This is a genomic window from Planomicrobium sp. CPCC 101110 (assembly GCF_007859395.1).
Classification (GTDB): Bacteria; Bacillota; Bacilli; order Bacillales_A; family Planococcaceae; genus Planococcus.
On sequence record NZ_VOHD01000006.1, the window covers coordinates 473,019 to 493,138 of the forward strand.

Here is a 20,120-nt window from a genome sequence, read left to right on the forward strand (position 1 = left end):
AGCTGGGCGGTTGTCCGTTCAGCAAGTTGAACGAAAAAAGGACAGAGATTTCCCTTGTAAGGGAAATCTCTGTCCTGGAACCTGAAAGTTTACCATAAATGGCTTTCCTCTTTGGTAGCTGCCGCGCAGCGTTCTCCAGAGATGCGTCCTGCCCGAGTCTTTTTGCCTGAGAGATTCATAACTACCGTTACTTGCTCCTTCGGCGACGCTTTCGCGTGCTCTCCCCGTGCACTCATCCGCCCAACCGAATCGATTGGTCCAAACCGCTATACAAACGTATAACTTCGTCTATATCCTAACATTATTCAGCGGTAAGCGCAATCAAATTTAAGCATCCACTTTAAAGGCGAACTTTACCTACTGATAAAAGAAAAATCATTCGCCTTTTAGGCGAATGACTTGAAATGCAGCATATTGGGTTATTTGGCGCAGCGTCCGGTATTCTGTCCGGATGGTAATATGCGCTGCCGCCTTATAATGCGGATAGCGCGATTTATACAGCGCCTCTATCTCTTCCCTGGTCGATCTTTTGACGATCGGCCGGTTCGCATCCTTGTGGATTCTTCTCCATATTTCTCTGAAAGGGGCATCAAGAAACAGCACGAGGCCTGTTTCACGCATAATCCTGCGGTTGATTTTCCGCATCGTCGTGCCGCCGCCCGTCGAAATGATGCAGTATTCTTCGTGAAAATCCCTTAAAAATTCCGTTTCCAGCTCACGGAAATGATTTTCCCCAAACTTTTCAAAGATGTCCGGTATCGTCATTCCTGTTTGCCGCACAATTTCTTTGTCCATATCGTAAAAAGGCACTTTCAATAGAAAACTCAGCCTTCTCCCGATGGCACTTTTACCGCAGCCCATAAACCCGATTAAATAAATTCTCTTCATGTTCCCACCCGACACTCTCTTCTACTCAGGTAATGTATTTTCTTCGATTTCCTTTAGTAGTTGTATCGTAGCATGTCTGTGCTTATTTTCCAATCCATCGTATGCCTTGTAATGAATAGAATATAACACCAGACTGTGGGACAACAGAACAAGAGCCGACAGAAAAAAGACGATGGCAATAGGATACAAGGCGCCTCGCTCGCTTTTAAGGGTTCGTGAGAACATACTCTGCCTCTTCCGTGGAACCGTTCAAAAATTTTGCATGAACGATTAATTTTGTGCCATCGATACGGAAAGAACAGCTTTCTACACCGGTGAGCATCGGTTCATGGCCTTGGCGGAATTTTTGTTTCCGGATCAGCTGCGGGTAGCTTTCAATATCGTATTCCTCCCCGTTCCGGCTGATGCGTATGCCTCCTCCATTATTGATTTCCGCAATTGAATCAACCCCTCGCAAATAAACTTTCAGTTCTTCGGCAAACAGTTGCCATTCAAGTATTTTCGGGTCGAGAGATTCGGAAAAAGAAACGGCAAAGCTGAAAAAAAGCGCAATGAGCGGCAAAAGGAGCATCAATACCATCAAATCCACCAGCGAACCAAAAAATGCAAATCCTCTTTCATCTTTTGCTACTCGAGGCATATCACTTGCGGCTCCCCTTGATAATTGTCGTAGCTGACACACATATGCCTTTCCATCTGCCAATGGTAAACGGTGCCGTTGACTGTTCTCATCCCCCGAAGGGCGCTCTCCGACTGCATCTGCACTGCGCCCTCAAACATGGTCTCAAAAGCGGTGGCACGCTCCCTTTTCAGCTGAAGCTTTTCGTGCATCCCTTGAAGAACAGGGAGCAGACTGCCAAAAAGCAAAAACACCATCGCCAGGCTCAACATCGTCTCAGCCCACGATATCCCTTTTTCATTCAGAAAGAACCACTCTCCCTTTGCCAAGATAGACAATCAATGTGCGTTCACCTGTACTTGTTTCAAAACGCATCGTCCCCGACTTTGAGACTGAACCGTTGGCCCCAAAGTATATTTCGTTAAGGTTGCTCGTCTTTTTCAATTCCACTGATTCGGGCAGCTTCCGGACAAGAGGCGGCAGCAAAATATCGGCTGCCACTTCATATGAGTGGCTTCCTTCACGGAAGACCACCATCGTTGCGCGTTCTAATCGATAGCTTTCGCTTTGTGCATAATAAATGTCATGGAGAAGCAATCCGAAAAACCGCTCTTCTTCCCGCCTTTCTTCATATGTCCAGTAAGCGGGAACGGCGATGGCGGCGACGGTCATCAAGACCGATAATACGAGCAGCATTTCGATCAGCGTAAAGCCGGCTTTGCCTAAGCCGGTTTTCTGGATGATACGATACCGTCCGTTGAAATTTCCACCAAGTCGCCGTTCGGGCAGTTGGTTTCGTTTGTCTTCAAATAACCTTCAGTCACCAAGTTTTCGATTGTCGGAACCGCTTTTTCGTCCATGCGGTACGATTCGACTTGCCCTTGGACCATTTGCACGAACGCTTTGCATCCCTTCGTGTCAACCGCAGTTGTTTGCTTGGCGACATTCGGGATTGCAATTGCAATCAATACAGTGATGATGAGCATGACAATGAGCATTTCAATCAGCGTAAAGCCTCTTTGGTTTTTCAGTAGACGCATTGTGATTCCCCCTTAAATTGTTTGGACCAAGTTATACATTGGCAATAAAATCGCTAAATATGCGCCGATGATGCAAACGGCAATCATCAGGAAAAAAGCTGGCTGAATCACCCGAAGCCATTGCTGTGTTTTCAGTTCGATCCGTTCCATAAGCACTTCACTGTAGAGGATCAACTCTTTTCCTAAATAGCCCGTCATTTCTCCATGCCCGACAAATGCGGGCATATCATCGGCCAAAAATCCGAAACGTGACAGCGCAACCGAGAGCGGCTGGCCTAACTGGATTTCTTCCTGTGCGCCATTTGACATGAATTCAATAACCGGATGGTGATTTTGGGTTTTCAGCAAATTGAGCGACTCCTGGATCGAGATGCCGCTATAAAGCAGCGCGCCCAGCTCACGGGCAAACAAATGCGACCAATAGAGTTTCATGAACTTCCGAAGGACCGGCACCGCCAATATCCACTGGATCTGTTTGGCGGCGGACTGCTTTTTCAGCAGCCTGATAAAGGCGAACGCACCGGATGCGCAAACCGCAAACACAGAAATAAAGAAATCAGGGAGCTTGAGCAAGTATTCAGGGACATGGTCCGCTTCTTTTCCCGATTGCATCGACTCCATCAACCCGGTTAAATTCGGAACATAACTGGTCCGGAAAAACAGAAACAGGATGGATGTGAAAACCAACAGAGAGACAGGATAAATCAGCAAAGCCTTTATTTTTTTTTGTACATTTTCGGTGCGCGCATAGCTTTTTGCAATGCTGTGAATGGCTTCGGCAAGGCGGCCATGATGTTCAGCTATTTCGACCGGCAGTAGCACTTGGCTTTTAAAACCCAAGAAACCGAAAATTTCTGCTGCATTTCCTCCGCTTTTGAATATGGCGGCCATGCCGCCCATAGCTTCATCCACTTTTTTCGTATGCAGCGGCAAAAGAAGCGTCAAAGCTGTCGGGAGCAAATATCCTTCTTTCATCAGAACCGCCAGCCTCGACAGAAAATGATCGCGGTCATACAGGAAAATCCGGTTTGAGCGCGCAGGAAGCTTCAATCGCACCTATTTTCACTCCTTCCCGGATCTGCCCGCCAAAAGTCAGAGGTTCGGGCAACTCATAAGCTTTTCGGTCTTTGGCTGATTGGAGTGCTTCACTGAGCCGTTCTCCGTAAAGAATTTCGTACAGTGCACGGTGTGCGGCAGTTTGATGGCCCATTTCCGGAAACACCGGAACAATGCGCTGTGCGGAAATGGCAATCAGCGTTTGAGCCATATCTTCATAGGAAATGCCGAGATCAAACAGCCTATGCAGGCACCCGACCGAGTGCCGGGCATGGATCGTTGAAAACACCAGATGGCCAGTAAGCGCAGCCCGCACGGCAATTTGCGCCGTGTCAGCGTCGCGGATTTCGCCGATCATGATAATGTCCGGGTCATGGCGCAAAATCGCTTTCAAGCCCGCGGCGTACGTCAGGCCCGCTTTTTCGTTCACTTGAATTTGCAGCATGGACTGGTTTTTCCGCTCCACAGGATCTTCCAGCGTAATGATGTTGCGGTTCAAGGTTTCGGCGCAGTGCTTCAACAAGGAATAAAGCGTCGTCGACTTGCCGCACCCGGTCGGTCCGGTCAAAAGGATCAGCCCTTGCGGCGCTTCGGCCAATTTCTCAAGCAGGCGCGCCGAGTCGCGAAAAGCCGCCAGCTGATGAATCGATTGTGCCGCTTTGTCCGGAATCACCCGGATGACGATGCTTTCTCTTGTCAAAACGGAAGGCAGCGTCGATATTCTGAAATAATAAGGATGTTGATGGATTGGAAGATGAAATGAGCCGGTTTGGGGTTTTCGTTTTTCACTCATGTCTAGAAGGGAAAGGTATTTGAAATAAGCAATCATGCGATCGCCTAAGTCAAGGGGGATTGTCATTACTTGCCGCAAATGTTGGAAAGAGCGGAAAGAAACGCTGTAGCCGGTAGAATCAGGTTTGATATGAATATCTGTCGTACTGGCGTCCGCCGCTGCATGCAGCAGTTCGGCACATCTTTTTTCGACTATCGAATGCATGGCCACCTCCTGTTTTGATATGAACAACGCGGGGGTCATTGCTCCCTCATAGTATAACCAGCACATCAGTAAATGGGAATAGTTTCCTGCAAAATAAAAATTTGCCCCCTTGTTCCACGGGCAAATCTCATTTTTGAACGGCTTATGTGCCTTCCTTTTTCTGCCTGGCGCAAAGGCCATTCCGGAATAACCGCTTCTCTTTTCTATTGAACGGGCAGCAGCTGAATCGTACTCCCTCTGCATTCATCAAAAAAGTTTTTCTACAATACACTTGTTTGTCACAAAGAAAGGGCAACTCGTTGTTTACACATTCCCTCTATTGCCTATATAATGATAAAGAGAATATTGTGTTGTGGCAAAGGAGGGATTACCCATGGATAAGATGTTCAAATTAATGGGATGGTGGACAGGAATTTTTGCTGTTCTTTTCTACGTTGGCGATATGAACGAAGTGGCATTATTGATGGTGGCTAATACTGGATTTTTTGTTCTTCTAGGATACTTAAACATTTCGGAACGCATGTACTTGTATATTTTCGGAGCTTACTTGACTGTTTTCTTCGTCGGCTTTACGTATTATACGACGTTCATCCATATTCCCGGTGCTGGACATTAATTTCAATTTGTACGATCAAAAAAAGCGGCCATTCTGGCCGCTTTTTTTTGCTTTGATCAAATCCCACGCAAAAAAGGGTTGTTGTTTTTCTCCTGCAACGGAGTTGTTTCAGGTCCATGCCCGGGATATAAAATCATGTGCTCCGGCAGCGTCAATAGAGATTCCCGAATCGAATGCAAGAGTTTCGCTTCCGATCCTTCAATCAAATCGGTGCGCCCAATGCTCCCGCGGAAGAGAGTATCTCCGACGATTGCAAAATCTTCCGGGCCGAAAGAATACGTAAGGCTTCCCGGCGAATGGCCTGGTGTGTGGTAAAGGTCCATCTTGAAAGAACCGATCTCCAGTCTTTTTTCATCTCTCAGCAGTATATCCGCATCTTTCATCCGGTAATCCGGAACCATTGCATACTTACCGGAGCCGTTAAGATTCGGCCTGCTCAGCCAGTCTTTCTCCAGCTGGTGCAAATACACCGGAATTTGGTATTGCTCCCGCAGCTCATCGATTGCGCCGATATGGTCAAAATGGGCGTGCGTCAAAAGAATGGCCAAAGGCTTTAGCCCCTTCTTTTTCAATAAAGCCGAAATCTTGCCGCTTTCTTCGCCAGGATCAAAAATCAGGCATTCCTTGGAATCGTTTGATATGATATAACAATTTGTCTGGACCGGGCCAAGTTCCATTTGATCTATTTTCAGCATCCTTTTTCACCTCAAGCCAATTATACCATGACTTTTCGGCGCATCACTGTTCAACGGAATGACACTTTTTAGTTCTCGACAAATCGAAGGAAAGACATTACAATATAAAGAGTACAAAACGGCACTGGCTGTTGAAGTTGAAGGGAGTGTCATAGATGAATCTACTTATGGTTATTTTTGGTCTAATTGCGATTTTTGCAGCAGTAGGCACTGTTCAAACCTTTAAGCAAAAACAAGTATTAGGATTTCTTTTTAATTTTGGAACATTCGTGATTTTCGGTGCCTTCACTGTTGCTACGATCATCACACAAGGCTATCCGCCATCTTTGCACTAATCATTACAGAAAAAACCGTTGCCTTTTGGCGGCGGTTTTTTTGTGGAAAGGCTTGAAAATCCGCTGAAGCCGGGACAATGTCAGATGCATTTCCCTTTCCAATATTCTTTTGCTATTTTATGGAACAAAGATATGCAAACAAAAAAGAGGCCGCTTTGGCGGCCTCTTTTATTCTGTTTGCAGCATTTCCCTATTGGGCTGCCATTGTCCATCTTCTTCGTTATAAAACCTTAACAGGTCTCCATTGATGATCGACTCGGAATAATCCAGTTCAGCCAATGCTTCAGTGATATACGGTTCACACTTTGCAGGATCGCTTTCTTCCCCTGTTTCCCTGTCATAGCAGAGGTTTCCGGCATACACACTATCTTCCGTGATAAAGCGGCCGTCGCGGAATACGACAAACTCCTCATGCTCTTCAGAGAACAGGTCCCCCCCGAATTGTATGTCTTTTGCCGTCTCCACGCCAAGAAGATGAAGCACCGTCGGACGCAAGTCAATCTGGCCTCCAACTTCTTCCTCTACATGCCCTTCCCCATATCCCGGTATATGGACAAACAGCGGTACGCGCTGAAGCTGCGCTGTTTCATATGGCGTGATCTCTTTGTTCAAATATTGCTGCATCGCTTCGTTATGGTTTTCGGAAATTCCGTAATGGTCTCCATACATGACAATAACCGAGTTCTCATACAAGCCCTGCGCTTTCAATTCATCAAATAGGGTCTGGACCGATTCATCCATATATCGCACTGTCTGGAAATAGCGGTTCAATGTACCGGAAACAGAGTCGTATTCATCGATGAACTTGTCTTCCTCATCCAAAAAGAACGGATGGTGGTTGGTTAACGTAATCAAACGGCTATAAAACGGCTGCGGCATTTCAGCCATGTGGCCGACCGACTGTTCCATGAATGGAATATCCTTCATGCCCCAATTGACCGCATCGCCTTCGCCGATTTCAAAACTGCCGATATCCAGAAACTCGTCAATTTCCAAAGACTCATACATCATGTCCCTGTTCCAGAAGCTTTTTGCATTGGGGTGCTGAACTGTCGTATGGTAGCCTTTGCTGCCGAGCTTCTCGGACAATGAATTGAACGTGTTTCCGCTATGCGTGAAGAAAACTGCACCGCCGCTTAGCGGATACAAAGAATTTTCGAACAGAAATTCAGAATCGGAAGTTTTTCCCAATCCTGTTTGATGGTAAAAGTTAGGGAAATAGATGGTATCTTCATCTTTCGTCAATTCATTCAGAAAGGGTGTGATGGTTTCGCCATTCATTTCATTATTGATAGGAAATGTCTGCAACGATTCCAATGAAACAACGATCAAGTTTCTTCCTTCCGCTATTCCAAACATATCTTTTGAGGGCTCTGCCTGGTTCGAGCGGATGTAATTGTTTACTTCCACAAGTTCAGAGCCATCTGCAAGCGCCCGCTGCGCTTGGGATTTCGATTGGACGTAAAGGTCGTACAAATGGTAATTGTACATGCCGATGTTCTTGACAAGCATTTCCCGGTCGAAGCTCCGGGTCAGCAATTGGGGACGCTCTGCTTCGGAAAGGCCAAGATTAAAAAATAATACCGCTGCCGACATAATAAAATAAACTTTCGGCTGAACCGAGACTAATTGAACTGTTCCCGTATTCACTTTTAAAATTTTAATGGCAAACAGCAAAATGATGACATCAGCAAAAAAGAGAATATCCGTCAAAAAAACGCTTTCAGCCGCACTTGACCCTAAATCACCGAAATTATCCGTCTGAAACAATACCGGCAATGTAATGAAATCACTGAAAAACCGGTAAAATGCCACGTTGGAATAAAGAATGACCGATGAAGTTAGTGTAACTGCCACCAAATAGCGATTTTTCGTTTTTTCACTCTTGAAGAAAAGCGAAATGCCGTAAACGAATAACACCAAACTTAATGGGTTGATAAATAAAATGAATTCTTGCAATACATTATCAATCGTAATCGAAAAACTGGTTTTGTAAGCTATATACGTTTTTAGCCATGTTGAAATAATTGCGATTGCCAGGATTGAATGTTTAGGCCATTCCTTTTTAAACATCCCGCACATCCTCCTTCTACAAAATTTGCAAATTCACACTTTATCCTGCTAAAAGGCAACAGTCCTATATAGTATAACGGTTTAAACTGTCTATGATCTTATCATAAAAGAGCATCCATATCTAGACGGACGAACTACCCGAAAGTTTCAGGATCCGAAGAATGCCTATTTTTCATTTCTTCTTTGTCGCAGAATAAGCAAAGCAGCTGAAAAGTCTTTAGCGGAAATAAATTGCTGCTTATAGAGCTCTTTGATTTCATCTTCCATCAAGTCGAGATCCGCTTGGCGGTCTCCCGTATAAATGACTGTGCCGTAGCTTTTCAACAGCTGCATAACATCATAAAGGTTTTTCATCGGCTCACCTTCCCGTTCCAATAAACACTCTCAGTATATATGCCCTCAACCGGTACATCATGAACTTCAACCGGCACGGAATCAGCGATTTGCAGGTCGAACGCCAATGAACGCGTCACTCCGGGGTAATTGGACAAATACCGGTCATAATAGCCGCCGCCAAATCCAATCCGGTAGCCGGATCGGGAAAAGACCACTCCTGGTACGATCATCATATCGATTTGCTCTGGACTGAGGTATGCAGTCTCTGAAACTTTTGGTTCTTTCAGTTTCATATAGACAGTTTCGAGCTGATCAAAATTCACTATCTCATAGAAATCCATTGTACGGGTCAGCGGATTGCATTTCGGGACAGCTATGCGCTTGCCGTTTTGCCAGCAATGCTCGATGAACGGTACCGTATCAACTTCGGGAAAAGCTGAAATGGTGACACCGATCGTGTCAGCCGCTTTAAAAGCCGGGTCTTCCAGCAATCGGCTGAGGATCGCTGCAGATTTTTCCTGGTGAACGGTTTTGTCCATTTTCTTCATCTGGTCTAATATACGTTTTCGCTGTTGGACTTTTTCCATATGTATGACAACTCCTTTGGAAAGAAAAAAGCCAAAACCTTTTCAGGTTTTGGCAAGCAATGAATTACTTCGTTTCACGGTGTAAAGTCATTTTCTGTTCACGTGAGCAATATTTTTTCATTTCAAGACGCTCAGGGTTGTTGCGCTTATTTTTAACAGTGCTGTAGTTACGTTCGCTACATTCTGTACAAGCTAATGTGATGTTAACACGCATCGATATCCCTCCTAATTCTTTCAAAGATCGAGTTAATACTAAGCAATAGATCTATACGACTTAACTATTATAGCACATTCCAATGCAAAGTCTACCAGGAAAACTCAACTTTTAATCTTTTGGAACAACAAAGTTCCCGGCAATTTCCCATTGCCGGAAACTCGGTCAATTATTAAGATTGTAATGCTTGCCACGGACCAGATAAAACAACTGTTCCGCAATATTTGTCGCATGATCTGCTGAACGCTCCATATAGCGGGAAATAAACGCCAACTGCGTAATCTGGCTCAATTTTTCCGGATTTGACGCCCCAGCCATCATCAGCCTGCGAATCGCTTCCCCGTATAGTTCATCCACCTGGTCATCCAATTCCGCAATCTCTTTCCCTTTGACGACGTCTTCTTCAATGAATGCCTCGATCACTTGTCTCAGCATCGCTGTTGCCAAACTGCGCATTTGTTTGATCAGTTCGATCGGTGTGACCAGTTCTTCTTTTCCGATGCGGATTGTTTCCTTTGCAATGTTGACAGCATAGTCGCCGATCCGTTCCAAATCAGAAGCGATCTTGATCAATACGATAAGCCTTCTTAAATCTGTGGCAACAGGTGACTGTTTGGCAATGATCAAGATAACGCGGTCATTAAGTTCTTCTTCAAGCACATTGATTTCAGCGTCGTCTTCAATAACTTTCAGTGCTGCATCGATATCGTGGTTGATCAGCGCATCTATGGATTTGTCCAACGCTTCAATGGCCATTGTGCTCAATTCAATCAATTGGTTTTGGGCTAGATTCAATTCACTATCAAATTTTTCGCGTACTGACATAAAGTTCTCTTCCTTCCTTAACCGAATCGTCCTGAAATGTAATCTTCCGTACGTTTATCGGAAGGATTTGAGAAAATTGCATCGGTTTCATCAAATTCAATCACTTCCCCATTCAAGAAGAAAGCGGTTTTGTCTGAAATCCGGGCAGCTTGCTGCATATTATGCGTCACGATGATGATGCTGTAATCTTCTTTCAGTTCCTGGACCAGTTCTTCGACTTTCAATGTGGAGATCGGGTCAAGAGCAGAAGTCGGTTCATCCATCAAGATGACATCCGGTTCGATCGCCAATGCTCTGGCGATGCAGATCCGCTGCTGCTGCCCGCCTGAAATGCTGTACGCATTCTCGTTCAGGCGGTCTTTCACTTCATCCCAGATTGCAGCGCCGCGCAAACTCTTTTCAACGATTTCGTCCAGAATTTTCTTGTTCTTGATACCGTGGATGCGTGGTCCATAAGCTATATTGTCATAAATCGATTTCGGGAATGGATTCGGTTTTTGGAAGACCATGCCGACACGAGTCCGAAGTTCTTCCACTTGGTAATCCGAACTGAAAATATTGCGGTCCCGGTATAAAATCTCACCGGAAGTCTTGACGGACGGCACCAGTTCGACCATCCGGTTCAACGTTTTAATATAAGTCGATTTACCGCACCCTGATGGGCCGATAATCGCTGTCACTTCGTTTTCATTGATATCCAAATCAATGTTTTTCAATGCGTGTTTTTCGCCATACCACAGGTTGAGTTCTTTTGTCTGATAAACAGGCACTTTGATGCCCTGCTCGGGTGTAGCCGCGGATTTTTTCTTATCCGCTTTAATAGTCATTGTCATAGTGAAACCCCCTTCAACTTCTGCACATTAATAACGCTTCTGAAATTTATTTCGGATTATGACTGCAATTGAATTCATCAGCAGCAAGAAAATCATTAGAACAATAATCCCTGCTGCGGCAACTGTCTGGAACTCTTGCTGCGGACGGCTCGCCCAGTCAAAGATTTGGATCGGCAACGCAGTGAATGTATCCATTATGCCTGCTGGCAGGAACTGGATGATTACCGGCACACCGATAACGATAAGCGGTGCGGTTTCGCCGATCGCACGAGACAATGCCAAGATGCTTCCCGTTAAAATACCCGGTATTGCGGCCGGCAAAATGATTTTGACAATGGTCTGCCATTTCGTGGCGCCCATGCCGAGCGATGCTTCACGCAGCTCACCTGGAACTGAGCGGATCGCTTCCTGAGAAGCTACAATAATGACCGGCAAAATTAGCAAACTCATCGTAAATCCAGCAGCAAGTATGCTGTTGCCGAGAGCAAACGCGCGGACAAAGATCGTCAATCCGAGCAAACCGAAGACGATGGATGGAACACCCGCCAAGTTCGCGATGTTGATCCGGATAAATGATGTGATTTTATTTTTCTTCGCATATTCTTCCAAGTAAATAGCAGAACCTACCCCAAGGATGATTGCTGTCGGGGCTACAACTGCCATGAGCCATAGCGATCCGATAAGGGCCGCTTTGATGCCCGCTCTATCAGGGAAACGCGAGGAGAAATTGGACAGGAAGTCGAGCGACAAATGCCCTGCTCCCTGCGTGATAATCCGATAAGCCAATAACACAAGCGCCAAAATCGCCAGCGACGTTGCCGCCAGGAAGATGCCTTTAAAAATGACGTTGGTTACCAATCGGCCATTCATACGTTTGACAACTCGTTCATGTTCAATATAGCGCATCTTAATATTCCTCCCTGAACCGTTTTGAGACATATCCAGCGAGGATATTCATAAGCATTGTAAAGATGAACAATGTAAACCCGACTGCATAAATCGAGTAGTAGATGGTTGTCCCGTATCCGGCGTCCCCTTTTGATACTTGAACGATATAGGCTGTCATCGTCTGGATGGAATCAGTGAAATCGCCATTGAACTTTGGCGTCGAGCCGCCTGCAAGTGAAACGATCATCGTTTCGCCGATAGCTCGGGATACCGCAAGCACAATTGAAGCGATAATGCCGGACAAAGCGGCAGGCACGGTGATTTTCCATGCCACTTCAAATTTTGTTGACCCCATTGCAAGGGCGCCTTCACGAATTTGTTTGGGCACTGACGACATTGCATCTTCAGACAAAGAAGCGATCATCGGTATGATCATAATGCCGACAACAATCCCTGGTGAAATGGCGTTGAAGATTTTAATCTCAGGAAAAACGCTCTGCAAAAGCGGAGTGACAAATGTTAAGGCAAAAAATCCGTAAACAATCGTCGGCACGCCAGCAAGCACTTCAAGCACCGGCTTGACGATGCGCCGCACCGTTTCGCTCGCATATTCGCTCAAGTAAATGGCGGAAGCGATACCGATTGGAACCGCCACAATGACAGCGATAAGTGTTACTTTCAATGTGCCGATAATAAGCGGCCAAATACCAAACAGCTCTTGTTTGTTCGAAAACGGCAGCCATGTAGTGCCGAATAAGAAATCAGCTACAGAAACCCGTGTGAAGAACGTAATGGTTTCGATGACCAGCGTTACTACAATGCCGATTGTCGTTAAAACCGATACCGAGGCAATAAGGAACAAAATGACCGGAATCATTTTTTCCATGAATTTTTTGTTCTTTTTCCCTTTCGACTGCGCGATCATTTCCTGCACAGATGTTCGCATAAAGAATCCCCTTTCAACCGCAAAAGGTGAGCAGCTGGCTGCTCACCCCTAAATTTAATCTAAATCCTCTTATTGTTTAAGCGCTTCTAGATCTGACAAGCCTTTATCGTATTCTTCTTGAGGAAGGGCTACGTAGCCTACAGCTTCAGCCATTTCCCCGGCATTTTCCAATGTATACTGAAGGAAATCATATACTTGTTCTTCTTCGGCAGCTGATGTGTTGTTTGCATAAGTGAACAACGGACGTGATAGCGGAGAATATTCTCCTGATTCGATCGTTTCGTTCGTCGGTTCAACTCCGTTGATTTTAACCACTTTTAAAGTGTCTTGGTTTGCCTGGTAATAAGCATATCCGAAAAATCCGATTGCGTTCGGATCTGCTTGGATCCCTTGAACCAATACATTGTCATCTTCAGAAAGTGTAGCTGCGCTTACGATATCTTCTTCTTCAAGGATTACTTCATTAAAGTAGTCGAATGTTCCAGAATCTGTCCCTGGTGCATAGAAGACCACTTCTTCATCCGGCCATTCCGGGTTGATGTCTGACCATTTTTTCGTTGTGCCGTCTTCAACCCATAATTTTTTCAAGTCTTCCACTGTAAGGTCTTCAACCCAATCATTCTCTTTGCTTACTACAATGGACAATCCGTCATAAGCTAACAAAAACTCGGTATAATCAATGCCTGCATCTTCAAGGCTTTTTACTTCTTCTTCTTTAATCGGGCGTGATGCATTAGAGAAATCTGTCTCTCCTTGGATGAACTTTTCAAAACCGCCGCCAGTTCCAGAAACGCCTACAGTTACTTGGACGTTCGGTTGAACTCCTGCGTACTCTTCAACAATGCCTTCCATGATCGGCGCTACAGTTGATGAGCCATCACCTGAAACTTCACCTTCCAGTTGTGCAGCTTCTGATTCTGAGCTCCCCTCTGAACTGCCTTGCTGTGCAGTGTTGCCGCCACAAGCACCAAGCAGTACAGACGATCCAAGAATTGTTGATGCCATGACAAACTTCCAGTTTTTCATTAAGTAATCCCCCTAAAGTTTATGTTTGCTTTACAAGTTAAACTATAAAGCTGCAATGTTGAGCTTGTATGAACCGAATGTTAAGAAAATGTAAATACCGACAAATAAAAAAACGCTATGCTCTCGCATGTTTCCATGCGCGCATAGCGGTCTTCTTTTTCCTTAACCTTTTAATCTTCAGTGTCATCTTCATTTTTGTAAGGCTCTTTAATGGTGGAAGGAGATTCTTCACTGGTCTTCGCCTTCAATTCAAAATACTTATCAACTGCAGCACGGGCAATCTTATGGGTCGTCCCCGGCACAGCTTTAGGGTTGGTTGTAATGTATGGAATGAGTACAGCATAAGCGATTTGCGGGTTATCATATGGTGCAAATCCCACGTGTGCGGTATTTATTGAAGCTGTATTGTAAAACGGGCTTTCCGGATCATCGTAATACCGGATTTCGGCCGTCCCGGTCTTTCCGGCCGCTGTGTAGTCGGCATCGCCGAAATAAGAGCGGGCAGACCCTCTGTTTCCAGTGTAGACAAGGCGCATGCCCTTTTTCACTTGGTCGATCTCTTCTTGCGTATTGTTGATGCGGTTCAATATTTTCGGCTCCACTACTGTTTCCACTGGACCGAGTGTCTTGCCGTCTGATGAAGCCTGCCGGATTTCTTTTACAATATGCGGCTCCATCCGGTACCCGTTATTGGCGATTGTTGAGATATATTGCGCCAACTGCATCGGTGTATACGTATCATACTGGCCGATTGCCAAGTTAAGGAACGTTCCGGGTTCGGCTAAATTAAATTTACCTTTTAACCCACTTCCTTCATTTGGCAGATCCACGCCTGTCGGGACACCGAGCCCGAATTGCGCAAATGAATTTCTGACTAAATTATAGTCTGCTGCTTCAACTGAAAAACCTCGTTTATACTGATAAGTATTACCTGAAATGGCAAGTGCAATCTTAAACATATAGACGTTGGATGAAACTTCAAGCGCCTGTGTATCCGTCAATGGGACACGGTTGAATAAGCTTTGGTTAAAGAGAGATCTTTTGACCTCAGTAGCAAATTGCAGCGGTTCATCAATCATCACTTGGTTCAACTCGATAACATCTTGTTCATAGCCGGTCAACAAAGTTGCGCCTTTGACGACGGAACCAGTCGGATAAGCTGCCGTGATGGCCCCGAAAGAATAATCATTGACAACGGTTTTGCCATCTTCATCCTTGCCGATCTGTTTTCCGACCATCGAAAGCACTTCTCCCGTTTTCGGATCCATCATGACGAGGTAAGCATCACGGACCAGCTGGGAATTCGGCCCCGCTTTCAGCTCGCGCAAATGGTCTTCCACAATATCTTCAAGCGAAGATTGCAGTTCCGTATCCATTGCCAGCACCAAGTCCTTGCCTGGCTGCCCTTCGTCGACCGGTACGGTATCAATTACGCGGCCTCTGCCGTCTGTAATATTTTTAACGACAGATTTCTGGCCTTGCATCACTTCTTCATATTGCTGTTCGAGGAAACTTGTGCCAACACGGTCATTGCGGGAATAATCGCGCGCCAGGTAGTAGTTCAGCTTGCTTGCGGGTATTCCTTGCTCCGGGGTTGTCGTGCTGCCGAGTATCGTCAGATCGCTCGATTTAACTCTTTTCCAATCGGTAATGGTATTGACTCCGTTGAGTTTCGGATCGGTGAGACGCTCTGAAACACGGGCAAATTCTTCGGCTGTAACGCCTTTGTTTTTGATGATCTGCGGCGACATGGCATAGCCTGCTGTCATTTCACGGAAAATCGCCAGCACTTCAAGTTGTTCTTTCGATAAGCTGTCCAATTCTTTTTCCGTGATTTTTTCGCGGATCAAGGCATCCAGCTTTTGTTGTTTTTCTTTTTCAGTAATGTCCTCATTGCCGATCGCTTCCCGCTCTTCATCGGTTACTTTTGCTGTCGCGGCTTCGGTATGGAGCATTATATAGTAATCCTGTTTGTCGCGCAGCGTAACTCTGTCAGTTTCTTTTTCGATCAGCTTTGCAAGTTCCGTCGCCACTTCGAGCATCTCATCTCTTTTAGTCGTCTGCATTGCCGTATAAGTGATGGCGTTGACCGGCTGATTGTCCACTTGGACGCGCCCTTCGCTATCAAAAATGCGGCCTCTTGGCACACTTGTATTGACTGGAACTTCTTCAGTCCGGGCAATAGCGCGCGCAAAATCTTCGCCTTTAACGATTTGCAAATAACCTAAGCGCAATATCAAAATTGAAAACAACAGGAATATGGAGAAAAAGAGGATATTCATGCGGAATACCATATGGGATTTTAACTTGGACTTTGCTTGTGACACTTGCCTCTTTTGAGGGGGCTTCATAATTCATGCACTCCTTTCACAAAAATGTGCATCTGTTAGTATATCATCTGCATATAAAAAGCACACACTTTTTCTGACGAAAAAGTGTGTGCAAAGTTTCAATTTTTGACAATTATTTTGCTGCTTCGAAACGGCGTGAAACTTCTTCCCAGTTTACAACGTTCCAGAACGCTGCAAGATAGTCAGGGCGTTTGTTTTGATATTTCAAGTAATAAGCATGTTCCCATACATCCACGCCAAGAATTGGTGTTTGGCCATCCATCAAAGGTGAATCCTGGTTTGCAGTGGATGTTACTTCTAGTTCACCGTTATTTGCAACCAGCCAAGCCCAACCAGATCCGAAGCGGGTTTTCCCTGCGTTTTCAAACTGAGTTTTGAACTCATCAAAGCTGCCAAATTTGCTGTCGATCGCTTCAGCCAAAGCGCCAGTCGGATTGCCGCCGCCATTTGGAGAAAGCAGCTGCCAGAAAAGCGAGTGGTTGGCGTGTCCGCCTCCGTTGTTGCGTACAACCGTACGGATTTCTTCAGGAACTGCGTTTAAGTCAGAAATCAATTCCTCCACTGATTTTGAAGCAAGTTCTTCGTGCCCTTCAAGAGCCGCATTCACATTCGTCACATACGTATTGTGGTGCTTTGTGTGGTGAATGTTCATCGTTTCTTTGTCGATGTGTGGTTCCAGTGCATCGTAAGCATAAGGTAGTTCAGGTAATTGGTAAGCCATGATTGAATTCCTCCTTGAGTCAAATGTTCTACTTTCATAGCGTATCAAAATTTTCTAGGCGGCACAATCAAAATGCATGCCAAGTACCCCGATTCAGTCCTTTGGCGGAGTTAAACCACCCAAAAGAAAATCGCGACCATTACAACCTGGATGATGCCTTTAGTAAAAACTGATGTGATGAACCCGACTACAGAGCCGACTCCTGATTTGACGGATTGCTTCAGCGTCGACCGATTGAACAAAATTTCCGCAAGAATCGCCCCTATGAACGGCCCGATTAGAATCCCGGCAATCGGGATGATAAATGGACCAATGATCAAACCGATCGTGCTTCCCCATAGCCCGGCTTTTGAACCCCCGAACTTCTTGACGCCGAAAGCGTTGGCGGCCGCATCGGCGCCAAACAGCAGCACGACAAATAAAATCTCGATCGCCCAGAACCACCAAGGCAGGTCGGCAAACTCAAAAAACAGCCCGTAGACGACAAATCCGCCGAATATAAACAATGCTGCGGGAATGATCGGATAGACAAGTCCCACAAATCCGATGATGAAAAACAACGCAATAAGAACCCAGCCTATAACTTCCATATTCGTTTCCTCCTATATAAAAAGCTCCCCTTCATCGTGCCTGACATTTTTTAAAATGTAAAGCGATGAAAGGGAGCTCTTAGAAGCTCAAGATATAAAACTGTTGTTATTTATGCACGGTTCCCCAGAATGGCTTCCGCGATATTGACTGAATGGTCGCCAATCCGTTCCAAGTTGCTGACGATATCTACAAAGACGATTCCCGCCTGCGCAGAACATGCACCTTCGTTGACGCGCATAATGTGCTTTTTGCGGAATTTGCGTTCCATCTTGTCGATAAGATCTTCTTGTTCAGCTACTTCTCTTGCAATATCATGGTCGGTCGTATCCAAAGCATCAAGTGCTTTTTGAACCGTCCCGATCGTCAATGTAAACATTTCTTCCAAGTCGGCCATCGCTTCTGTTGTCATCTTCACACGGTTTTCTTCCTGGTAATCGACCAGCTCGAGAATGTTCTCGAAATGATCACCAATCCGCTCGATATCGCGAACTGTCTCCATAAGAACCGTATGGCGCGAAGAATCTGCAGCTGAAATGGATTCCGCTGAAATCAGGACCAGGTATTCAGTTATCTTCTGGTCCAGGTTATTGATTGCCTGTTCCAATTGATAGCCTGTTTCAGCATTTTTACGGCTTTTCGTCACCAAATACTGATAAGTTTCCTGAAGCCCTTGAACCGAATAGTTACCCATCCGGATGATTTCCTCTTTTGCCTGGCCAAGCGCAATCGAAGGAGCAGTATCGATAAAATGGACATCCAAGTGTTTCGGCCCGAATTCGATGATCCGCTCTTCTCCCGGGATGAATTTTGTCACCAAGTAAGCCCAAGCTCCAATCAACGGGAACTGGATGATCGTGTTGGCAACGTTGAATGATCCGTGGGCAAATGCGATTTGCATTTTCGCCTCCAAATTAAGAACGCCTGAAATCCACTCGATGTAAGCAGTAAAAGGCACGAGCAGGATCAAGAACACGATGGATCCGACCACATTGAACAATACGTGGACGGCAGCCGCGCGGCGTGCAGTGATGGAAGCGCCAAGAGACGCTAGAACGGCTGTGATCGTTGTTCCGATATTGTCACCGAACAATACAGGAAGCGATGCACCCAGGTTTAGGATTCCTTCATCATATAGCCCTTGCAATATGGCAACCGTCGCACTTGAACTTTGCACGATCAACGTGAAGACAGTTCCTGCAACTACCCCTAAAACCGGCAATTCGCTCAAGTTGACTGTCATGTCGATGAACGCCGGCAATTCGCGCAGCGGCTTCATCCCTTCGCTCATCAGCTCCAGCCCTAAGAATAGGCCCCCGAAACCGAAAATAACCTGGCCGATATTTTGGATGCTGTTTTTACGGAAGAAAAAGATTAAAGCAGCTCCTACAGCCAAGATCGGCAGTGCGTATTCGCCGACATCCAAACCGACGATGAAGGCGGTGACAGTAGTCCCGATATTCGCCCCCATGATAACGCCTATTGCCTGTCTTAAAGTCATAAAACCGGCACTTACCAAGCCGACAACGATAACCGTTGTTCCTGAACTCGATTGGATAAGAACAGTAACTATGATTCCGACAAGCACACCCATGAACGGGTTGGTTGTAAAGCGGTCAAGAATTGAACGAAGGCGGTCTCCTGCTGCTTTCTGCAAACCGTCTCCCATATATTTTATGGAAAAAAGAAATATCCCTAACCCCCCAAAAAAGGTGAAGAGAATTTCTTGCCAGTTAGTTTCCATGTTGAAAAATCATCTCCTAATTCAATTTGTTCCTACTTGCCTATTATGCAATTTTTATTAAGCTTTTGTGAAGCTTTTTCTCTAATCTTTACAAAACCTTAACAAAAGTGAATATTTTAATTATGTGGGCATGTTACGATAAAGCTAGGAACGAAAGGAAGATCATTATGAATTTATTTCAGTTGTTAAAAGCCAGTTTGATGGAACCAAAAAAACAGGCTGCCGTCCGTATACTCCCCATCGGAAAGATTATGCAGTATGTTTTTTTGATTGTTCTGCTCATGACAATTATATCGTTTGCCGAGCTGGCACTCGGATTGGACAGTGTGACGGATGGCGTTGATGGCCTGCTGCAGTATATAGAAGAAATCGACTGGCTGCTGTACCCGTTCGCATTCATTTTCCTGTTTGTCTCAACAACCATCTATCATTTTGTGAAAATCAGCTTTTTCGCATTTGTCGCCCTCGGCCTGTTGAACATCAAAAAGCGCAGAGGGGAATACCGCCACGTATGGCGAACCGCCGCCCTCAGCGTAACTGCACCAACTCTGCTTTCATTCGGTTTCAGCTTTTTTGCCGCAAACGTTTGGGTGACTGCCTTGATAAGCTCCTTGACCGTCATTTATCTGTATTTGGCCATTGGCTACTATCCAAAAATCCCCCCCGCCCGCATCAAGAAGGGATAATCGTTCTTCCTTGTCTTTTCTAGCGGGAGACTGCTAAAATGGCTATAGGTGTTAGA

At 45.5% G+C, this 20,120-nt stretch carries 24 protein-coding genes and 1 riboswitch; of the genes, 3 read left to right on the plus strand and 21 right to left on the minus strand.

Annotated features, from left to right (window positions below):
• Nucleotides 1-144 precede the first annotated feature (144 nt).
• Nucleotides 145-236, minus strand: a riboswitch (glycine riboswitch).
• Between the two features lie 139 nt (nt 237-375).
• The 7 genes from FQV30_RS10220 to comGA all read right to left on the minus strand — a co-directional run bounded on the left by FQV30_RS10220 (nt 376) and on the right by comGA (nt 4,600).
• Nucleotides 376-888, minus strand: coding sequence for a shikimate kinase (locus FQV30_RS10220; RefSeq protein WP_146500054.1), 513 nt, complete (start codon nt 886-888; stop codon nt 376-378).
• Nucleotides 889-1,093: 205 nt separating this feature from the next.
• Complete coding sequence (gene comGF / locus FQV30_RS10225; RefSeq protein ID WP_146500055.1) at nt 1,094-1,528, minus strand: competence type IV pilus minor pilin ComGF; 435 nt, start codon at nt 1,526-1,528, stop codon at nt 1,094-1,096.
• A complete protein-coding gene (locus FQV30_RS10230) occupies nt 1,516-1,845 on the minus strand; it encodes a hypothetical protein (RefSeq protein WP_255473401.1) in 330 nt (109 codons plus the stop codon). Before FQV30_RS10230 ends, comGF begins: the two co-directional genes overlap by 13 nt.
• Nucleotides 1,805-2,296 (minus strand): competence type IV pilus minor pilin ComGD, encoded by a 492-nt coding sequence (gene comGD, locus FQV30_RS10235; RefSeq protein ID WP_370512392.1) that lies wholly within the window; start codon nt 2,294-2,296, stop codon nt 1,805-1,807. Before comGD ends, FQV30_RS10230 begins: the two co-directional genes overlap by 41 nt.
• Complete coding sequence (gene comGC / locus FQV30_RS10240; protein ID WP_146500058.1) at nt 2,230-2,547, minus strand: competence type IV pilus major pilin ComGC; 318 nt, start codon at nt 2,545-2,547, stop codon at nt 2,230-2,232. The genes comGD and comGC overlap by 67 nt, the downstream gene beginning before the upstream one ends.
• A 12-nt stretch (nt 2,548-2,559) precedes the next feature.
• Entirely contained in the window at nt 2,560-3,603 is a 1,044-nt protein-coding gene (gene comGB / locus FQV30_RS10245; RefSeq protein ID WP_146500059.1) for a competence type IV pilus assembly protein ComGB, read from the minus strand.
• A complete protein-coding gene (comGA, locus tag FQV30_RS10250; RefSeq protein ID WP_146500060.1) occupies nt 3,557-4,600 on the minus strand; it encodes a competence type IV pilus ATPase ComGA in 1,044 nt (347 codons plus the stop codon). The genes comGB and comGA overlap by 47 nt, the downstream gene beginning before the upstream one ends.
• A gap of 373 nt (nt 4,601-4,973) precedes the next feature.
• Here comGA and FQV30_RS10255 point away from each other — a divergent pair, with 373 nt between their 5' ends.
• Complete coding sequence (locus FQV30_RS10255) at nt 4,974-5,216, plus strand: DUF2626 domain-containing protein (protein WP_146494609.1); 243 nt, start codon at nt 4,974-4,976, stop codon at nt 5,214-5,216.
• 56 nt (nt 5,217-5,272) lie between these two features.
• Here FQV30_RS10255 and FQV30_RS10260 read toward each other — a convergent pair whose 3' ends face one another.
• On the minus strand, nt 5,273-5,911 hold the full coding sequence (locus FQV30_RS10260; protein ID WP_146500061.1) for an MBL fold metallo-hydrolase: 639 nt from the start codon (nt 5,909-5,911) through the stop codon (nt 5,273-5,275).
• 155 nt (nt 5,912-6,066) lie between these two features.
• On the opposite strand from FQV30_RS10260, the gene FQV30_RS10265 reads away from it, so the two are divergent.
• The gene (locus FQV30_RS10265) at nt 6,067-6,246 is read left to right on the plus strand and encodes a DUF2759 domain-containing protein (RefSeq protein ID WP_146500062.1); all 180 of its coding nucleotides are present in this window, start codon (nt 6,067-6,069) and stop codon (nt 6,244-6,246) included.
• Between the two features lie 168 nt (nt 6,247-6,414).
• On the opposite strand, the gene FQV30_RS10270 is transcribed toward FQV30_RS10265, so the two are convergent.
• The 13 genes from FQV30_RS10270 to FQV30_RS10330 form a co-directional block, all read right to left on the minus strand.
• Nucleotides 6,415-8,319: an LTA synthase family protein gene (locus tag FQV30_RS10270; RefSeq protein ID WP_146500063.1), complete on the minus strand. Its 1,905-nt coding sequence runs from the start codon at nt 8,317-8,319 to the stop codon at nt 6,415-6,417.
• 165 nt (nt 8,320-8,484) lie between these two features.
• A complete protein-coding gene (locus FQV30_RS10275; protein WP_146500064.1) occupies nt 8,485-8,673 on the minus strand; it encodes a YqgQ family protein in 189 nt (62 codons plus the stop codon).
• The gene (locus FQV30_RS10280) at nt 8,670-9,242 is read right to left on the minus strand and encodes a 5-formyltetrahydrofolate cyclo-ligase (RefSeq protein ID WP_146500065.1); all 573 of its coding nucleotides are present in this window, start codon (nt 9,240-9,242) and stop codon (nt 8,670-8,672) included. Before FQV30_RS10280 ends, FQV30_RS10275 begins: the two co-directional genes overlap by 4 nt.
• A 64-nt stretch (nt 9,243-9,306) precedes the next feature.
• Nucleotides 9,307-9,456 (minus strand): 50S ribosomal protein L33, encoded by a 150-nt coding sequence (gene rpmG, locus FQV30_RS10285; RefSeq protein WP_146494603.1) that lies wholly within the window; start codon nt 9,454-9,456, stop codon nt 9,307-9,309.
• A 165-nt stretch (nt 9,457-9,621) separates the two neighbouring features.
• Complete coding sequence (gene phoU, locus FQV30_RS10290) at nt 9,622-10,281, minus strand: phosphate signaling complex protein PhoU (protein WP_146500066.1); 660 nt, start codon at nt 10,279-10,281, stop codon at nt 9,622-9,624.
• A 17-nt stretch (nt 10,282-10,298) separates the two neighbouring features.
• Nucleotides 10,299-11,108, minus strand: coding sequence for a phosphate ABC transporter ATP-binding protein PstB (gene pstB, locus FQV30_RS10295; protein WP_370512393.1), 810 nt, complete (start codon nt 11,106-11,108; stop codon nt 10,299-10,301).
• A 33-nt stretch (nt 11,109-11,141) separates the two neighbouring features.
• The gene (gene pstA / locus FQV30_RS10300) at nt 11,142-12,020 is read right to left on the minus strand and encodes a phosphate ABC transporter permease PstA (protein ID WP_146500068.1); all 879 of its coding nucleotides are present in this window, start codon (nt 12,018-12,020) and stop codon (nt 11,142-11,144) included.
• A gap of 1 nt (nt 12,021) precedes the next feature.
• Nucleotides 12,022-12,948: a phosphate ABC transporter permease subunit PstC gene (gene pstC / locus FQV30_RS10305; RefSeq protein ID WP_146500069.1), complete on the minus strand. Its 927-nt coding sequence runs from the start codon at nt 12,946-12,948 to the stop codon at nt 12,022-12,024.
• Nucleotides 12,949-13,017: 69 nt separating this feature from the next.
• Nucleotides 13,018-13,974: a PstS family phosphate ABC transporter substrate-binding protein gene (locus FQV30_RS10310; protein ID WP_146500070.1), complete on the minus strand. Its 957-nt coding sequence runs from the start codon at nt 13,972-13,974 to the stop codon at nt 13,018-13,020.
• Nucleotides 13,975-14,144: 170 nt separating this feature from the next.
• A complete protein-coding gene (locus tag FQV30_RS10315) occupies nt 14,145-16,325 on the minus strand; it encodes a peptidoglycan D,D-transpeptidase FtsI family protein (RefSeq protein ID WP_146500071.1) in 2,181 nt (726 codons plus the stop codon).
• A 112-nt stretch (nt 16,326-16,437) separates the two neighbouring features.
• Nucleotides 16,438-17,046 (minus strand): superoxide dismutase, encoded by a 609-nt coding sequence (locus FQV30_RS10320; RefSeq protein ID WP_146500072.1) that lies wholly within the window; start codon nt 17,044-17,046, stop codon nt 16,438-16,440.
• Between the two features lie 110 nt (nt 17,047-17,156).
• Nucleotides 17,157-17,636, minus strand: coding sequence for a DUF456 domain-containing protein (locus FQV30_RS10325; RefSeq protein WP_146500073.1), 480 nt, complete (start codon nt 17,634-17,636; stop codon nt 17,157-17,159).
• Nucleotides 17,637-17,746: 110 nt separating this feature from the next.
• Nucleotides 17,747-19,378 (minus strand): Na/Pi cotransporter family protein, encoded by a 1,632-nt coding sequence (locus FQV30_RS10330; RefSeq protein WP_146500074.1) that lies wholly within the window; start codon nt 19,376-19,378, stop codon nt 17,747-17,749.
• 167 nt (nt 19,379-19,545) lie between these two features.
• On the opposite strand from FQV30_RS10330, the gene FQV30_RS10335 reads away from it, so the two are divergent.
• Nucleotides 19,546-20,064, plus strand: coding sequence for a DUF1189 family protein (locus FQV30_RS10335; RefSeq protein ID WP_146500075.1), 519 nt, complete (start codon nt 19,546-19,548; stop codon nt 20,062-20,064).
• Nucleotides 20,065-20,120: the final 56 nt, after the last annotated feature.

Excerpts from the sequence above, each read along its gene's own strand:
- FQV30_RS10220 (WP_146500054.1), bottom strand. The coding sequence starts at position 888 with ATGAAGAGAATTTATTTAATCGGGTTTATGGGCTGCGGTAAAAGTGCC.
- comGF (WP_146500055.1), bottom strand. The coding sequence starts at position 1,528 with ATGCCTCGAGTAGCAAAAGATGAAAGAGGATTTGCATTTTTTGGTTCG.
- comGC (WP_146500058.1), bottom strand. The coding sequence starts at position 2,547 with ATGCGTCTACTGAAAAACCAAAGAGGCTTTACGCTGATTGAAATGCTC.
- comGA (WP_146500060.1), bottom strand. The coding sequence starts at position 4,600 with ATGCATTCGATAGTCGAAAAAAGATGTGCCGAACTGCTGCATGCAGCG.
- FQV30_RS10255 (WP_146494609.1), top strand. The coding sequence starts at position 4,974 with ATGGATAAGATGTTCAAATTAATGGGATGGTGGACAGGAATTTTTGCT.
- FQV30_RS10260 (WP_146500061.1), bottom strand. The coding sequence starts at position 5,911 with ATGCTGAAAATAGATCAAATGGAACTTGGCCCGGTCCAGACAAATTGT.
- FQV30_RS10265 (WP_146500062.1), top strand. The coding sequence starts at position 6,067 with ATGAATCTACTTATGGTTATTTTTGGTCTAATTGCGATTTTTGCAGCA.
- FQV30_RS10270 (WP_146500063.1), bottom strand. The coding sequence starts at position 8,319 with ATGTTTAAAAAGGAATGGCCTAAACATTCAATCCTGGCAATCGCAATT.
- FQV30_RS10275 (WP_146500064.1), bottom strand. The coding sequence starts at position 8,673 with ATGAAAAACCTTTATGATGTTATGCAGCTGTTGAAAAGCTACGGCACA.
- FQV30_RS10280 (WP_146500065.1), bottom strand. The coding sequence starts at position 9,242 with ATGGAAAAAGTCCAACAGCGAAAACGTATATTAGACCAGATGAAGAAA.
- rpmG (WP_146494603.1), bottom strand. The coding sequence starts at position 9,456 with ATGCGTGTTAACATCACATTAGCTTGTACAGAATGTAGCGAACGTAAC.
- phoU (WP_146500066.1), bottom strand. The coding sequence starts at position 10,281 with ATGTCAGTACGCGAAAAATTTGATAGTGAATTGAATCTAGCCCAAAAC.
- pstB (WP_370512393.1), bottom strand. The coding sequence starts at position 11,108 with ATGACTATTAAAGCGGATAAGAAAAAATCCGCGGCTACACCCGAGCAG.
- pstA (WP_146500068.1), bottom strand. The coding sequence starts at position 12,020 with ATGCGCTATATTGAACATGAACGAGTTGTCAAACGTATGAATGGCCGA.
- pstC (WP_146500069.1), bottom strand. The coding sequence starts at position 12,948 with ATGCGAACATCTGTGCAGGAAATGATCGCGCAGTCGAAAGGGAAAAAG.
- FQV30_RS10310 (WP_146500070.1), bottom strand. The coding sequence starts at position 13,974 with ATGAAAAACTGGAAGTTTGTCATGGCATCAACAATTCTTGGATCGTCT.
- FQV30_RS10315 (WP_146500071.1), bottom strand. The coding sequence starts at position 16,325 with ATGAAGCCCCCTCAAAAGAGGCAAGTGTCACAAGCAAAGTCCAAGTTA.
- FQV30_RS10320 (WP_146500072.1), bottom strand. The coding sequence starts at position 17,046 with ATGGCTTACCAATTACCTGAACTACCTTATGCTTACGATGCACTGGAA.
- FQV30_RS10325 (WP_146500073.1), bottom strand. The coding sequence starts at position 17,636 with ATGGAAGTTATAGGCTGGGTTCTTATTGCGTTGTTTTTCATCATCGGA.
- FQV30_RS10330 (WP_146500074.1), bottom strand. The coding sequence starts at position 19,378 with ATGGAAACTAACTGGCAAGAAATTCTCTTCACCTTTTTTGGGGGGTTA.
- FQV30_RS10335 (WP_146500075.1), top strand. The coding sequence starts at position 19,546 with ATGAATTTATTTCAGTTGTTAAAAGCCAGTTTGATGGAACCAAAAAAA.